Annotated in this window: 13 protein-coding genes and 1 tRNA gene; 5 read left to right on the top strand and 9 right to left on the bottom strand. The window is 64.3% G+C overall.

The window, feature by feature from the left end; all coding sequences use genetic code 11:
• Positions 1–106: 106 nt before the first annotated feature.
• Complete coding sequence (locus tag WMC41_RS04800; RefSeq protein WP_432347183.1) at positions 107–1,027, bottom strand: calcium-binding protein; 921 nt, start codon at positions 1,025–1,027, stop codon at positions 107–109.
• A 242-nt stretch (positions 1,028–1,269) separates the two neighbouring features.
• On the opposite strand from WMC41_RS04800, the gene WMC41_RS04795 reads away from it, so the two are divergent.
• The 3 genes from WMC41_RS04795 to cysN are packed head-to-tail and all read left to right on the top strand — an operon-like array spanning position 1,270 to position 4,511.
• Positions 1,270–2,019, top strand: a complete 750-nt coding sequence (locus tag WMC41_RS04795) for a phosphoadenylyl-sulfate reductase (RefSeq protein ID WP_432347182.1) — start codon at positions 1,270–1,272, stop codon at positions 2,017–2,019.
• Positions 2,020–2,065: 46 nt separating this feature from the next.
• A complete protein-coding gene (gene cysD, locus WMC41_RS04790) occupies positions 2,066–3,019 on the top strand; it encodes a sulfate adenylyltransferase subunit CysD (protein ID WP_245082390.1) in 954 nt (317 codons plus the stop codon).
• A 1-nt stretch (position 3,020) separates the two neighbouring features.
• On the top strand, positions 3,021–4,511 hold the full coding sequence (cysN, locus tag WMC41_RS04785) for a sulfate adenylyltransferase subunit CysN (RefSeq protein WP_432347181.1): 1,491 nt from the start codon (positions 3,021–3,023) through the stop codon (positions 4,509–4,511).
• 387 nt (positions 4,512–4,898) lie between these two features.
• Here the strand turns inward: cysN and WMC41_RS04780 are convergent, their stop codons facing one another.
• From WMC41_RS04780 to WMC41_RS04770, 3 genes are all read right to left on the bottom strand, one after another.
• The gene (locus tag WMC41_RS04780) at positions 4,899–6,215 is read right to left on the bottom strand and encodes an HlyD family type I secretion periplasmic adaptor subunit (RefSeq protein WP_245082396.1); all 1,317 of its coding nucleotides are present in this window, start codon (positions 6,213–6,215) and stop codon (positions 4,899–4,901) included.
• Positions 6,216–6,227: 12 nt separating this feature from the next.
• Entirely contained in the window at positions 6,228–7,958 is a 1,731-nt protein-coding gene (locus tag WMC41_RS04775; protein WP_432347180.1) for a type I secretion system permease/ATPase, read from the bottom strand.
• Positions 7,959–8,171: 213 nt separating this feature from the next.
• Positions 8,172–8,675, bottom strand: a complete 504-nt coding sequence (locus WMC41_RS04770; RefSeq protein ID WP_245082402.1) for an MgtC/SapB family protein — start codon at positions 8,673–8,675, stop codon at positions 8,172–8,174.
• 155 nt (positions 8,676–8,830) lie between these two features.
• Between WMC41_RS04770 and WMC41_RS04765 the strand changes: the two genes are divergently transcribed.
• A tRNA-Pro gene (locus tag WMC41_RS04765) sits at positions 8,831–8,907 on the top strand.
• Positions 8,908–9,440: 533 nt separating this feature from the next.
• On the opposite strand, the gene WMC41_RS04760 is transcribed toward WMC41_RS04765, so the two are convergent.
• The 4 genes from WMC41_RS04760 to WMC41_RS04745 form a co-directional block, all read right to left on the bottom strand.
• The gene (locus WMC41_RS04760) at positions 9,441–10,874 is read right to left on the bottom strand and encodes a coniferyl aldehyde dehydrogenase (protein WP_432347179.1); all 1,434 of its coding nucleotides are present in this window, start codon (positions 10,872–10,874) and stop codon (positions 9,441–9,443) included.
• Positions 10,875–10,928: 54 nt separating this feature from the next.
• Entirely contained in the window at positions 10,929–11,765 is an 837-nt protein-coding gene (locus WMC41_RS04755; protein WP_432347178.1) for an alpha/beta fold hydrolase, read from the bottom strand.
• A 45-nt stretch (positions 11,766–11,810) separates the two neighbouring features.
• Complete coding sequence (locus tag WMC41_RS04750; protein WP_432347177.1) at positions 11,811–12,719, bottom strand: hypothetical protein; 909 nt, start codon at positions 12,717–12,719, stop codon at positions 11,811–11,813.
• Between the two features lie 121 nt (positions 12,720–12,840).
• Complete coding sequence (locus WMC41_RS04745) at positions 12,841–14,076, bottom strand: NADH:flavin oxidoreductase/NADH oxidase family protein (RefSeq protein WP_432347176.1); 1,236 nt, start codon at positions 14,074–14,076, stop codon at positions 12,841–12,843.
• 85 nt (positions 14,077–14,161) lie between these two features.
• Here WMC41_RS04745 and WMC41_RS04740 point away from each other — a divergent pair, with 85 nt between their 5' ends.
• The gene (locus WMC41_RS04740; RefSeq protein WP_245082419.1) at positions 14,162–14,647 is read left to right on the top strand and encodes a MerR family transcriptional regulator; all 486 of its coding nucleotides are present in this window, start codon (positions 14,162–14,164) and stop codon (positions 14,645–14,647) included.
• Between the two features lie 13 nt (positions 14,648–14,660).
• Here WMC41_RS04740 and WMC41_RS04735 read toward each other — a convergent pair whose 3' ends face one another.
• Positions 14,661–15,344, bottom strand: a complete 684-nt coding sequence (locus WMC41_RS04735; RefSeq protein ID WP_432348261.1) for a type 1 glutamine amidotransferase domain-containing protein — start codon at positions 15,342–15,344, stop codon at positions 14,661–14,663.
• Positions 15,345–15,387: the final 43 nt, after the last annotated feature.

Raw genomic sequence — 15,387 nt, 5'->3', positions numbered from 1 at the left:
ACACCCCTGGGCCGGCGAGGCCGTTCAACTATCCTTGAACGGCCGCGTCCAAATGAAAGGGCCGGGCAATGCGCCCGGCCCTTCCTGCCTGCTTCCGACCGGAGGTTCAGAAGAAGAAGAAATCGTTGGCGTGAAGGTCCGCCTTGTCGATGCCTTCGAGCTTGATGGTGTTCTTGCCGTAGTCGATGATGAGGTCGCCGGACTTTTCGGTGGCGTGCGAGAGCACGTCGTTGAAGTTCTTCAGCACCGACTTGTCGAGGCGGATCACGTCGCCCTTGGCGCTGCCGGCCTCGAAGTCGGTGACTGTGTCGTTGCCCTGGCCCTTCTTGAAGATGAAGGTGTCGGCGCCGTTCCCGCCGGTCAGCTTGTCGTTGCCGGCGCCGCCGTCGAGCGTGTCGTTGCCGTTGCCGCCCGAAAGCTTGTCGTTGCCGGCATCGCCGAAGAGCTTGTCATTGCCCGCGCCGCCGGAGATCGTGTCGTTCCCGCCGCCGCCCTTCAGCGTGTCGTTGCCGTTGTTGCCGGAAATCTTGTCGGCCTTGCCGAAACCGGTGAACGTGTCGTTGCCGGTGCTGCCCAAAAACTCGATGGCATTGGCCTTGAGGATCTTCTGGAGGCTCGTCGTCGCGCCGCCATCGGTGTTCTTGCCGCCCATGATGTCGCTCAGGATCTTGCCGGCAAGGGTCTTGTCGGTGACGTTGAGGCCGGTGATCTCGATGTCGGACACCGCCTTGAAGCGCGAGCCGACAAGCTCGACCTTGTCGCCGAAGGTGATGGCCTTCAGCGAGCCGGTGATCTTGTGGGTGGCGAGGTCATAGTCCCACTTCGCCTTGCCGGCGGTCAGCACGACGCCGTAGTCCTTGAGATTGGTGCTGGCATATTGCGTGCCGCTCATGGCCATCGGGTCGGCGCTGTTGAAGGAGCCGTAGCCGTCGCGAAGGTAGGTCTTGTTGAAGTTGGAGAGGTACGCGGCGAAGTTGATGCCCTTGCCGTCCTTGTTCGCATCCTTGACCGCAATCTTGATCGCCATTTTCCTCGTTCCTTCCTGTCGCGCACCCATGCGCCCCGATACTTGAATTCGACATTCAGCTATTAAATCTGATTTTTGCTGTCAAGTTTTTTGACGGCCGGGAAAGGCGGCAGGATTTCTGCCCGTGGCGCGAGATGGAGAGATATTTGCTCCCGCGCCGACATTTCAGAAATCCGTTTTGCTGTCTCGGGCCGGGCAAGGCTGCGATAATCCGGCAACTTCTCGCAAAGGCATGGAATGGAATGACTGCTCTCACCGGAAACGGGACCGCGCAGGCCCTCAATGACAAACTCGCCGAACTCGACCTTGCCGGACGCCTCGCGCTGGTGGCCGGGCTTGGCGGGCGTTCCGTCTTCACCACCAGCCTCGGCATCGAGGACCAGGTGATCACGGCGGCCATCGGCACCGAGCGCCTCGGCATCGACGTCGTGACGCTGGAGACCGGCCGCCTCTTCAAGGAGACCGTCGACCTCATCGACGAGACCGAGGACCAGTACGGCATCACCATCGCGCGTTATCATCCCCGCCAGGACGATATCGACGCCTATGCCGCGCAATACGGCCTCAACGGCTTCTACGAGAGCGTCGAGGCACGCCACGCCTGTTGCGGCGTGCGCAAGCTGAAGCCGCTTGCGCGCGCACTCGAAGGGGCATCCTTCTGGATCACCGGCCTTCGCCGCGGCCAGTCCGGCAACCGTGCCGACACGCCGTTCGCGGAGTTCGACGCCGAGCGCGGCCTGATCAAGATCAACCCGCTGGCCGACTGGGACATCGAGCGCATCAAGGCCTATGTCGCCGACAATGCGGTTCCGGTGAACCCGATGCACCGGCGCGGCTATCCCTCGATCGGCTGCGAGCCCTGTACGCGCGCCATCAAGCCCGGCGAGCCCGAGCGCGCCGGCCGCTGGTGGTGGGAGAACGACGAGAAGCGCGAATGCGGCCTGCATGTGCCGGAATCGGCGATCCCCTCCCTCGAATCGAGCGCCCTTTAAAGTTCATCCGCCCCGAGGGGCGCAGAAATCCGGAGTACCCCCTTTCATGTCCGATATCCGTCCCGAAGCGGAAGCGAAGCACAGCGCAACGCAGAAGCCGCCGCTCGATCCGCATCTGAAGGCGCTGGAAAACGAGGCGATCCACATCTTCCGCGAGGTCGCCGCCGAATTCGAGCGGCCGGTCATGCTCTATTCGATCGGCAAGGATTCCTCGGTCCTCCTGCATCTCGCGCGCAAGGCCTTCTATCCGGGCCGGGTGCCCTTCCCGCTGCTGCACGTCAACACGGGCTGGAAGTTCGCCGAGATGATCGCCTTCCGCGACAAGATCGTGAAGGACTACGATCTCGACCTGATCGAGCACATCAACCCGCGCGGCGCGGCGGAGAACGTCACGCCCTTCACGCACGGCTCGGCGCTCTATACCGACATCATGAAGACCGAGGCGCTGCGTCAGGCGCTCGACGCCGGCAAGTTCGACGCGGCCTTCGGCGGCGCGCGGCGCGACGAGGAAGCCTCGCGCGCCAAGGAGCGCATCTACTCCTTCCGCACGCCCGACCACCGCTGGGACCCGCGCAACCAGCGCCCGGAGCTGTGGAACATCTACAACGGCATGATCCGCAACGGCGAGAGCGTGCGCGCCTTCCCGCTGTCCAACTGGACCGAGGTCGACATCTGGCGCTACATCCAGGCCGAGGACATCCCGATCGTGCCGCTCTATTTCGCGGAAAAGCGCCCCTATGTGGAGCGCGACGGCATGATGATCCTGGCCGAGGACCCGCGGCTCGAACTGCTTCCCGGCGAAGTGAAGCAGGAAGGCGTCATCCGCTTCCGCACGCTCGGCTGCTTCCCGCTGACCGGCGCCATCCGCTCCACCGCCACGACGCTCGACGACATCATCGCCGAGCTGGAGACGGCCACCGTCTCCGAACGCCAGGGCCGCGCGATCGACCGCGACCAGTCCGGCTCCATGGAAAAGAAGAAACGCGAAGGGTATTTCTGAGATGACCGTTTCCGCCACTGCAACCGCCGAGGTTTTCTCCTTGGAAGAAACGGCCCCTGAACACGCCCGCGCCATCCGCGATTCCCGCCCGCTTCGCCTCATCACCTGCGGCTCGGTCGACGACGGCAAGTCGACGCTGATCGGCCGCCTGCTCTGGGACACCAAGGCCGTCAAGGAAGACCAGGCCGCGACGCTCGAGCGCGACAGTTCCGGCAAGCAGAACGATCTCGGCCTGCCCGATTTCGCCCTCCTTCTCGACGGCCTGCAGGCCGAGCGCGAACAGGGCATCACCATCGACGTCGCCTATCGCTACTTCTCGACGGACCGCCGCGCCTTCATCGTCGCCGACACGCCCGGCCACGAGCAGTATACGCGCAACATGGCGACCGGCGCCTCCACGGCCGACCTTGCCGTTCTGCTGGTCGATGCGCGCGTCGGCATTCTCGAACAGACGCGCCGCCATGCCACCATCGCCTCACTGATGGGCATCCGCCAGTTCGTGCTCGCGGTCAACAAGATCGACCTGACGCATTACGATCGCGCCCGCTTCGAGCAGATCACGCACGACTTCAAGGAATTCGCCCTGACGCTCGGCGTCAAGCAGATCACCGCCATACCTATGTCGGCGCTGAAGGGCGAGAACGTCGTCTATGACGGGCGCGCCGCCATGCCCTGGTATGACGGCCCGACGCTGGTCGAGACCCTGGAGAAGGCCACCACGCGCTCCAACCAGACGGTCGGCTTCCGCCTGCCGGTGCAGCGCGTCTCGCGCCCCGGCGAAAGCTTCCGCGGCTACCAGGGCACGGTCGCGGGCGGCTCGGTGAAGCCGGGCGACTCGGTCGTCGTCCTGCCCTCCGGCATGGTGGCGAACGTCACCAAGATCGTCACCTTCGACCTCGTGCGCAACGCCGCCGTCGCGGGCGACGCGATCACGCTTGTGCTCGACCGGCAGGTGGACGTGGCGCGCGGCGACATGATCGTCGCCATCGACAGCCAGCCGATGACCGGCCGCGGCTTCGACGCCCAGCTCGTCGCCCTCCAGCCGGACGGCATCGAGCCGGGCAAGCGCTACTGGCTGAAGAGCGGCTCGCGCCGCCAACGTGTCAGCATCGAGCCGGTGAGCCAGCTCGACCTGAAAACCGCCAAGTGGGGTGCCGCGGACAGGCTCGGCATGAACGCCATCGGCAAGGTGCATCTCACCTTCGACGAGCAGGCGATCTTCGACACCTACGAGCAGAACCGCACGACCGGCGCCTTCATCCTGATCGACCCCGACACCAACAACACGGTGGCCGGCGGCATGATCACCGGCCGCCGCTCGGAGATCGGCGGCATCCACAAGGACGACCAGCGCGTGCTGCTCTCCCTGCCGGCCGACCTCGCCGAAAAGATCATGGCGACCGAACTCTTCGCCAACCGCCGGCAGGATGTGGACGTGCGCCATACGAGTGCTGGGCGGGCAGCGGAGATTCTGGCCGATCTCGACGAGTAGGATTTCGCCGTGGAGGCGGCCCCTCATCCCGCTGCCGCGACCTTCTCCCCGCAAGCGGGGAGAAGGGATATGCCGCACCGCCTCCGATTTTCGGGAAACCCTTGCCTCTTTTTCCTTCTCCCCGCTTGCGGGGAGAAGGTGCCGGCAGGCGGATGAGGGGCGGCTTCAGCTTCGAAAATAAAAAGGGGCCGCAATCGGCCCCCTTTTACCATTCCGTGTCCCGCTCAGAAGAAGAAGTACCAGAGCAGGAGGACGACGAAGAGCGGAACGCCCATCAACCAGAGGATCAAGGCCCGAGCCATAGAATTTCCTTTCCCAAACCGTTGTGTCGATCGGGAAACGGTCGTGGCGCCAAATTGTTCCATCAGGGGTTGGTGAAACGCCCGCTCACCGCTCGCGGAACGCCTTGGCGAAATAGTCGGCGAGCGGCTTGATCAGATATTCCAGCGGCGAGCGCTCGGAGGTCTGGATGAAGGTCTCGACGGGCATGCCGGGCATGACATGCTTGTCGCCGAGCTTCGCCATCTCGCCGCTGTCCGGCTTGATCTCGGCCTTGTAGTAGGTGGCGCCGGTGCGCTGGTCGGCGAGCACGTCGGCGGCGACCTTCGTCACATGGCCGAAGATTTCCGGCGTCGAGCGGTGGTCGAAGGCGGCAAAGCGGATATGCGCCATCTGGCCGACATGGACCTGGTCGATCTGCGTCGGCGAGATCTGCGTGGTGATGATGAGGTCCTGTTCCTGCGGGATGATGTAGAGCAGCGGATCGGCCGGGCGGATGACCGAGCGCAGCGCGTGGACCTGCATGCCGAGCACGACGCCGGCCATCGGCGCGGTGATGTCCATGCGGCTCAGCGTCTCCAGCTTGGCGTTGCGGTTCTCCTTGAGCTCGGCGACCTTCGCCTCGATCTCGCGCAGCGCCGTCGTCGCCTCCTCGCGCACCGTCGAATGGATGTTGAGGATGGCGATCTCGATTTCGGCGACGCGGCCGGCATTTTCCGCGATGTTGGCGCGGGCCTGGCTGATCGTGCCGAGGATTTCCGCCTCCTCGCGCTGCAGCGCCAGCACGCGGCTGGCATTGGTCAGCGACTGGGCGAGCAGCTTGTTCTGGGCCTCCAGTTCCTTGCCGATCAGGCTGAGCTGGGTTTCCAGCGCCTTGATGCGGCTTTCCAGGCCCTCGTTCTGCTTGGCGATCTGCGCCTTCTTCTCCTGGAGCTGGGCGGCCTGCTTGCCGCGCGTTTCGGCGCGCGCCGCCATCAGCCGCTTCTGGCCGGCGACGATCTCGGCGGCCTCCGGATCGGTGGCGACGGCTTTCAGGAGCTCGGGATCGAAGCTGATCTCGGCCGTCTCGTCCTGCTCCGCCTGGAGGCGCGCGGCGGTGCCGAGCAGGCTGAAGAGCTGGCCCTCGATGACGGCGAGCTCGGAGCGGTCGAAGGTGTCGTCGAGGCGCATCAGCACGTCGCCGGCCTTCACCGTGTCGCCTTCCTTGACGCGGATCTCGCCGACCACGCCGCCCGTCAGATGCTGCACGATCTGGCGGTTGCTGGCGACCTCGATGATGCCGCCGGCCACGACCGCGCCGTTGATGCGCGTCAGCGCCGCCCAGGCGCCCATGCCGCCGAGCAGCACGAAGACCGTCGCATAGCCGGCGATCGCATAGCCCCGGCTGGTCCACTTCTTGTCCTTGGCGCCCGTTTCGCGAACCATGGCTCTAAACCCTTACTTGTTGCTGCCGCCGGCACCGGCGACGACCTGCGTGTGGTTGCGCAGGTGCGCGCGCAGCACGTCGTCGCGCGGGCCGAAGGCCAGGCGCTGGCCGTTTTCCATGATGAGGATGAGCTCGCATTCCTCGATCGCCGCCGGCCGGTGCGCCATGATGACGACGGACTTGCCCTCCGCCTTCAGGTTGCGGATGGCAAGGTTCAGCGCCATCGAGCCCTCGGCGTCGAGGTTGGAGTTCGGCTCGTCGAGCACCACCAGCACCGGATCGCCATAGAGCGCGCGGGCAAGGCCGACGCGCTGCTTCTGGCCGCCGGACAGGCGCCCGCCCATGGCCGGCAGCTTCGTGTCGTAGCCGTCCGGCAGGCGCAGGATCATGTCGTGCGCGCCGGCCTTCTTCGCCGCTTCCACCACCTTCACCGGGTCGGGATCGAGCGCCATGCGGGCGATGTTCTCCGCCACCGTGCCCTCGAACAGCACGACATCCTGCGGCAGGTAGCCGACATGGTCGGCAAGGCCGTCCGTGCCGTACTGCTCCAGCGAGGCGCCGTCGAGGCGCACCTTGCCGGCGGCCGGCGGCCAGATGCCGGTGAGCACGCGGGCGAGCGTCGACTTGCCGGAGGCGCTCTGGCCGATGACGCCGAGCGCCTGGCCGGGCCTGAGCTCGAAATTCAGCATGCGCAGCGTCGCGACCTGCTCGCCGGGCGGCACGACCGTGACCTGCTCGACCTCGAGGATGGCGCGCGGCTTCGGCAGCGTCGTGCGGGGATCGTCCTCCGGCACGCGCGCCAGGAGCTGGGCGAGGTTGCGCCAGCCCTGCCCGGCGCGCTGGATCAGCGACCACTGGCCAATCGCCCCCTCGATGGGCGCCAGCGCCCGGCCGATGATGATGGAGCTGGCGATCATCGCGCCGGCGGTGATCTCGTTCTGCAGCACCAGATAGGCGCCGAGCGCCAGGATCGCCGACTGCAGGAAGACGCGGAAGGTCTTCGAGCTGATCGAATAGAAGCCGTTGCTGTCGGAATAGCGGATGTTGGCCTCGAGCGCCTTGTCGCGCAGGAGCTGCCAGCGGCCGGCGACGGCGCGACGCATGCCGAGCGCCCGCACCGTATCGCTCTCCTTCTGCAGCGTCTGGGTCATCTCGTCGCTGAGCCGGCCGGCGATCATCGCCCGCTCCTGGTCTTCCTTCGTGCCGTTCTGGTTGAGCCAGGTGAGCCCGACGAGGATGAGGCCGCCGACGATGCCGAGCACGCCCATCCAGGGATGGAAGGTGAAGATGACGAAGAGGAAGAACGGCGTCCAGGGAATGTCGAAGACCGTGAAGAGCGCGGGCGAGGACAGCACCTTCTGGATCGCGTCGAGATCGCGCATGCCGGTGACGGTGGAAATGCCCTGGGCGTGCAGGTTCGTGCGGTCGAGCACGGCGTTGAAGACGCGCTTGTCGAAGCGTGCCTGGAAGCGGGCGCCGATGCGCGCGGCGACGCGGCTGCGGATGTGGTCGAGCACGCCCATGACGAGATAGAGGCCGATGATGAGGCCGGTCAGCGCCACCAGCGTCGCCTCCGAGCGGGAGGAGAGCACCCGGTCGTAGATCTGCAGCATGAAGAGCGGCCCGGTCAGCACGAGCAGGTTCACGAAGAAGCTGAAGAGGCCGATGGCGAGGAAGCCCGTGGCGCTCGACTTCAGCGCCGCTCTGAGTTCCTCTATGCCGGCCTTGCCCGATGGACGCATGACAATGTCTCTTCAAAGATCGACGCCGGAGGCCGGCCGGCGGGCCGGCGGCATCCGGGCGGCGAAGGGCCACTCGACCGCCCCGCCGCGAGCGGCCGGATGCGGGGGCCGCCCGCATGGCTGCGCGCGTCCTCGTTTGAAGACGGTATAGGGCCCGATTTATTCGTAAATCAACAGAATTCCGACGAAACGCCTAAAACACAACTCGAACCGTCATGTTTTCCCGCCGTCCGCCGCCTTCGTGTCCTCGTCCTTCTTCATCTCGATCTTGGCGAGAATGAAGAGGACGACGAAGCAGGCAAAGGTCGCAACGACCGCGACGAACCAGTAGCCGAGGCCGACCGAAAGCCCGACGGCGCCGGCAAGCCACATGCCCGCCCCCGTCGTCAGCCCCTTCACCTCGCCGCGCGAGAAGACGATCATGCCCGCGGCGAGGAAGGCGACGCCGGAGGTGACCGCCTCGATGACGCGCAGCGGATCGATGCGCACCTGCTCGTCGGAAAAGCCGGCCATGTGCACGCTCTCGATGGACAGGATGGCGAAGACGCAGGCCGCCAGCGCCACGAGGATATGGGTGCGCAGCCCCGCGGCATGGTCGCGGTATTCCCGCTCCGCCCCGATCACCGCCCCGAGCAGGATTGCCCCCGCCATGCGGGCCAAGAGGACCGGATAGGGCACTTCGGTACGGGGAAAGAGGTCGGCGATGATCTGTTCCATGGCTCGCCAAACGCGAAAGCCGCAATCCGGTTCCCGCAGCGCCCCCGAAAAACAAAACGCCCGGCCTTCCGGCGCTTTCCCCAACGGCGCGAATTTTTTTGATATTTTGCGCTTGTCGAAACGAAAAGCCTGTTCTATAGAGGCGCCGCTGGTCACGGAGTGTAGCGCAGTCTGGTAGCGCACCACGTTCGGGACGTGGGGGTCGAGTGTTCGAATCACTCCACTCCGACCAGCGAAAATCCTTATACATCAAGGGTTTACGGCCATCCCGAGAGCTAACCAAAACCTTCCCGCCCGAAAACTGGCAGAAACTCTGACAGAAACCCCTCGCCGGCCGCGTGGCGGTCGAATAGAAAAGACCCTTTGAAAAGCGCCTTTCCTGACTAATTGGCCTGCCTGGAGGCAACAAAGTTCTTAGATGCGCCGCCATTGGCGGGAGCTTGGGGCACAACGTCTCCATTAGGGCCGTGTGCGGTCTGCCCGCTTTTCGATTAATATTGGCGATAGGCTGCCATTCAGTATCTGGCCTGCAAGCAAGCCACGGCTTATGCACAACCTTTGTATTATCCAACAAGCTTGCTTGCTCCGGGGGAACCTCAGACTTAGTGTCTTATCAGATCAACTTCTGGGGGTAGAAATGCAGTCCGACTCGCTTCAACACCGCGTGTGGCAGTGGGTCGTCGCATGCTTCCCTAAATCCGCGCACCTCAACGTGCGGGAGCGGATCGGTCCGTAGGACGACTAGCCATGCTTGGCTTTCGAATCTCATTTTCCTGAGCCCAGCGTCACCCTGAGGGCCAGATCGACAAGCCTGCCGAACGGCGCGCGCAGCAGGCTCGGCAGGTTCCATCGAGCTTGGATGAATACGCCCTTGGCGTGGCTCATTGTTCGGAATCCCTCGATGCCGTGATAAGCGCCCATGCCACTCGGGCCGATCCCGCCGAACGGCAGATCGTCCTGCGCGACATGGATCATGGTGTTGTTGATGCCGACATTGCCCGATGTGGTGTTCATCAGCAGCTTCTCGCGGTCCGCACCTTCGGCACCGAAATAGTAGAGCGCCAGCGGACGGGGCCGTGCGTTCACGTAGTCGATAACCTCGTCGATCGTGCGATAGGTCGTGACCGGAAGGAGCGGGCCGAATATCTCCTCCTGCATGATCGCTGCATCGTCTCCGGCGTCCACGATCAGCGTAGGCGCCAGCGTACGCGCTCGGTCTGCGGAACGCTCCGGAGTGACGCCGACCTCGATGACTCGTGCGCCCCTGGTTCGGGCATCCTCGATCAGGCCACGCAGCCGATCGTAATGACGATCGTTGACGATGGAGGTGTAATCGTCGCTAGTCGGCCCGTTGGGATAAGCACGCGCGACGCTCATTCCAAACTGGGCAATGAACGTGTCGAGATCATCTTCATGCACCAGTGCGTAATCGGGCGCGACACAGGTCTGCCCGGCATTCGACAGCTTGCCGAAGACGATGCTTGCCATCGTCCGGTCGTCGACATGGCCGCGTTCGACGATGACCGGGCTCTTTCCGCCGAGTTCGAGGGTCACCGGCACGAGATTGTCGCTCGCCGCCTTCATCACCCTGCGGCCGACCGGAGTACTGCCGGTGAAGAGCAGATGATCGAACGGCAGGCCGCTGAACGCCGCACCGATCTCCGGGCCGCCGAGCACGACGGCAACCTCATCGGCCGGAAATATCTCTTCGAGCATCCTGCGGATGGTCTCGCTGGTGCGCGGGGTCAGTTCCGACGGTTTCAGCATCGCACGGTTGCCGGCGGCGAGCGCGGTCGCAAGCGGGATGATCGTCAACGAGAATGGATAGTTCCATGGCGCCATCACCCCGATGACGCCTTTCGGCTGATACTCCACATAGGCGCGACCGGCGCGATAGAACAGGCCGACATGCCGGCGCTCCGGCTTCATGAAGCGCCGCAGATTGCGGATGAGATAGTCGATGGTCTGGATCACGCCGACGGTTTCCATGATGTCGGTCTCGTGGCGCGAACGATGCCCGAAATCCGCACTGATGGCCTCCGCCACCGCGCGCCGATGCGCCAGTACGGCGGAGCGCAGGCGTTTCAGCCGGGCCTTGCGATCGGCAAGGGTTGGCGGTCCTTCCTTGAGGAAGGCGGAACGCTGGCGTTCGAGCAGAGCCGCCATATCGAAGCTGGGATCGGGGTGGGCCGGAATCATATCGTCCATCTCTTGAAATGGCGCGCGCCGAAGCCGGTCCGGCGCGCGTTCGCTTCAACCTTTTATGAATGCGAGCAGATCGGCATTGATCACATCGGCGTTCACCGTAAGCATCCCGTGCGAGAAGCCGGGATAGATGATCAACTTGCTGTTCTGCAGGAGCTTGTCCTGCATGATCGCCGCCGCCTTGTAGGGGACCACCTGGTCATCGTCGCCCTGCATCACGAGGGTCGGGACGGTGATCGCCTTCAGGTCCTCGGTCTGGTCGGTTTCCGAGAACGCCTTGATGCCCTCGTAATGCGCCTTGGCGCTGCCCATCATGCCCTGGCGCCACCAGTTCTCGATAACGCCCTGTGAGGGTTCTGCGCCCGGCCGGTTGTATCCGTAGAAGGGTCCGCTTGGCACGTCGAAGAAGAATTGCGCGCGGTTCGCGGCCAGCGCGGCGCGGAAACCGTCGAACACCTCGATCGGCGTCCCATCCGGATTGCTTTCGGTCTTGACCATCAGTGGCGGCACGGCGCTGACCAGCACCGCCTTGGCGACACGCCCCTGCGGCTGGCCATACTGCGCGACGTAGCGGGCAACCTGCCCGCCACCGGTCGAATGGCCGATATGGATGGCGTTGCGAAGATCGAGATGCTCGGCGACCGCCGAGGCATCGGCAGCATAGTGGTCCATGTCATGGCCGTCGCTGACCTGGCTCGAACGACCATGGCCGCGCCGGTCATGCGCGACGACGCGGAAGCCTTCCTTGAGGAAGAACAGCATCTGGTTGTCCCAATCATCCGCGCTGAGCGGCCAACCGTGATGGAAGTGGATCGGCTGCGCGTCCTTCGGACCCCAATCCTTGTAGAAAATCTCGGTTCCGTCCTTTGTTTTGACATAGGCCATGACGACTTCTCCTTTGTTGATGGGTGCAACCCGGTGATGTGGTCTTCAAATGGCAGGCAGGGCCTGTAGCGGGCGCGGCAGGTGCAAGACCATCTGCGCATCCTTAACAAGGTCGAACCGTAAGATAGTTCCCACGCCCAAACCGTCGAGTAGTTGGCTGATCGGACCGCCGGCGCGCGACAGTTTCACGTCGCGCGGGAACAGCGTCTGCGCGAACTCGATCAGATTGGTCACGAACTGCGTCTGGCGCCACTCGCCATCGACCAGCCCGATGGAAGTGTTGGTCGACAGGCGCGACTGTGACGGTATCCGGCGCAGTGCCGGTAACGGCGCGGTCAATTCCACATCCGGCTTGCCGTCCGTTGCCGCGATGCTCGCCGAGACGCCTTTCGAGGAGATATCGAACTGTATGCCGGTGAGCCATTTCGGCAGCTGGTAGCCATGGACCCCGCGCACGCGGGCGATCTCGGTATCGACCGGAAGCGCCAGCACATGCGCGAAGAAGCTCTGCCGCCGCATCGAGCCGAGCAGTTCCAGCGCATGCGGCCCGCGCGCTCCCGGCCGGCGGATGACGACGGCGACCGAGACCTCGTTATAGGGATCGTTGTCGCAGACCGCATAGGAGAAGAAGGTGAGCGCGACGAGCCCGTATCCCGGCAGCGCGCGCAGCGGCTCGAGCTGCCCCGGCAACATTGCGCGGATCTTCTTCACCGGTGCGAGCATCAAGGCCTGCACGCTGCTGGCGCGGTAATAGAAGTTCGGCGCCCATGTGGGGCCGATCCGCGAGGGGACCATAACTTTCGGGATACGCCGGAAGAAATCGATATTGCCGGCGGCCGGGTCTTTCGCCACCGCGTCGAGATCGGGATTGGAGCGAAAGCGGTCGTAGTAACCGCCTTTCGGCACCATGACCTTGTGACCGCCAAAATCGGCTTCCGTGAATTCATCAGCCATGAACGACGACTTTCCTCAATAATGCGCTCATTCTGCGAGCGGATGGTAACGTTAAAGTCCAGTTTAAGGTCAAGGGCTGCGCACGGCGCTCACTGACGGTGCGATTTCGCCAGCCGGGCGGTCAGGCCGCCTTCCGCGCAGTCATCCAGCGCCGATACTGACGGGCACTACGCTTTGCGGATACCTGCGCGGTGAGCAGCGCCCAGACCGGCGACACATTCGGCGCCGTGCGACGGCGGCGGCTGAGGCGGACCAACTGGTAGCGAACGGCGGCCATGTGCGCCGAAGATGCAATCGGCTTGTTCTTCCAGGTGATCGGCTTCAGCGTTGGAGCGTCGTTTTTCCCGAGCTTCCAGTTACGCGGCAGGTTCGGTTCGATGGCGAGCGCGGTGGCGATCCCTGCCATGGCCACGCCGCTTTCGATCACCGTCTCCGCCACCGCGCGACGCTTGATGCCGCCCGTGACCATCAGCGGCATCGTCGCGACCTCGCCGATCTTGCGCGCGAATTCGAGGAAGTAGGCTTCCCGCGCCAGGGTGCGATCATCGCGCGCCGCACCCATCATCGCCGGCGCTTCATAGCTGCCGCCCGACAATTCGACGAGATCGACACGGAGCGGCGAAAGCATGGCGACCACGGCCTGCGCATCTTCCGGCGAGAAACCGCCGCGCTGGAAATCGGCCGAGTTGAGCTTGACCGCTACCGCAAAGCTTGGCGAGACGGCCGCGCGCACGCTGCGAACGATATCCAGCAAAAGACGGGCACGGTTTTCGAGGCTTCCGCCCCAGCGATCCTTGCGGTGATTGGCAAGCGGGGAGAGGAATTGGCTCAAGAGATAGCCATGGGCCGCATGGATCTCGACGCCGGTAAAGCCCGCGCGTTCCGCCAGCACCGCGGTGTTGACGAAGCGACGTTCGACCTCGGCGATGTCGGCGGGCGTCATCTCGCGCGGCACGGGGAAGACCTTGGACTGCGCGCCGAGATCGAGTGCGACCGCGGACGGAGCCAATGTCGGCTGGCCGAGCCCGGCGGGCATCTGACGGCCGGGATGATTGATCTGCATCCAGACCTGGCCGCCGCCCGAGCGCGCGACGTCCGCCCATGTCTTGAAGCGGTCGAGGTAACGGTCGTCTTCCAGGACGACACCGGCCGGGCCGGTCATGGCGCGTGCGTCGATCATCACATTGCCGGTGATGATGAGCCCGGATCCACCCTCGGCCCACGCACGATAGAGGCTGATGAGCTCGGCGGACGGTGCGTGGTCGCCGTCCGCCATATTCTCTTCCATCGCAGCCTTGGCGATGCGGTTCGGGATAGTAGCGCCATTGGGCAGCGTCAGCGGGGAAAACAGGGACATGAGAAGATCTCCAAATTAGATTTGGACAGACCTTAACGTTTAAGCTAACTTTATGGTCAAGACACTTTCTGAAGGATTTTTGCAGATGAACATCGGTGAACTGGCAAAGCGCACGGGGCTGACGAATTCGCGCATCCGCTTCTATGAAAGCGCGGGCCTCCTGAAGACGGTCGACCGCCGCCCGAACGGTTATCGCACCTATCCGCCGGAAGCGGTGATGGTGCTCGAACTGATCACCACCGCCCAGGCCGCCGGCTTCAGCCTCGATGAAATCCGCACGCTCCTGCCGCCCGACCTGGATCGGTGGGACCACGGCAGCCTGGTCGAGGCGCTCCGCCGCAAGGTCGCGGATATCGAGGCGCTGGAAATGCGGCTGGCCCGGAGCAAGGCGCAGCTCGTCGCGCTCCTTGAGGATATCGAGGCAAAGCCCGGCGACATGGACTGCGCCGCCAATGCGCGACGGGTTCTGTCCCGCATGCTTGGCAAGGACGTGGAAGGGCCTACCCTCGAGGCCGACGACACAAAACTTCTCGGCAAGGCGGGCCGCCGCCGTTCAGTCAAAGCCGGTTAGGCACACGGCCTTCTCAGAGAAGCGCGGCTACTTTCTTCGCCGTCGCCTTGGCCGAGAAGGGATTCTGCCCCGTCACCAGCCGGCCATCCACCACGACATGGGAAACGAAGGGCAGCAGGGCCTTCTCGTACAAGGCGCCGCGCGTCTTCATCTCCGCCTCCGCATTATAGGGCATCTTCCGCGCAACCCCGGCCAGAATCTCTTCCGTCCAGGAAAAGCCCGTGATCCTACGCTTCGCGACCAGAAGGCTGCCGTCAGACAGGCGCGTGTTCAGCAGGCCGCAATAGCCATGGCAGACCGAGGAGACGACCCCGCCCTGCTCCCAGATGGCGCGCGTGATCCGCTGCAATCCTTCGTCATCCGGGAAATCCCACATGACAGCGTGTCCGCCGGTGAAATAGACGGCATCGTATCCGGCCGGATCGATCTCCTCAGGCCGCGCCGTCGAGGCCAGAAGCGCCATCCGTTCGGGATCATCCAGCCAGGCCTTCGCGGAGGCATCGAGGAGCGGCCATTTGAGGGCGCGCGGCTCCAGCGGCGACGCGCCGCCTTTCGGGCTGACGATATGCTGCTCATAGCCCCGCGCCGCGAACACGTCCCACGCATGGGTCAGTTCCGACAGCCAGAGGCCGGTCGGATGCGACGGATCGGTGTAGTGGGCAACGTTGCTGACCACATGGAGAACGCGCTTGCTCATCGTCACGAACCCTTCCTGCCTGTAGAGGCCGCAGAAAAGACCG

The organism is Shinella yambaruensis, from assembly GCF_050859155.1.
Taxonomy (GTDB): domain Bacteria; phylum Pseudomonadota; class Alphaproteobacteria; order Rhizobiales; family Rhizobiaceae; genus Shinella; species Shinella yambaruensis.
This window is presented reverse-complemented; position numbering and strand designations above follow the sequence as displayed.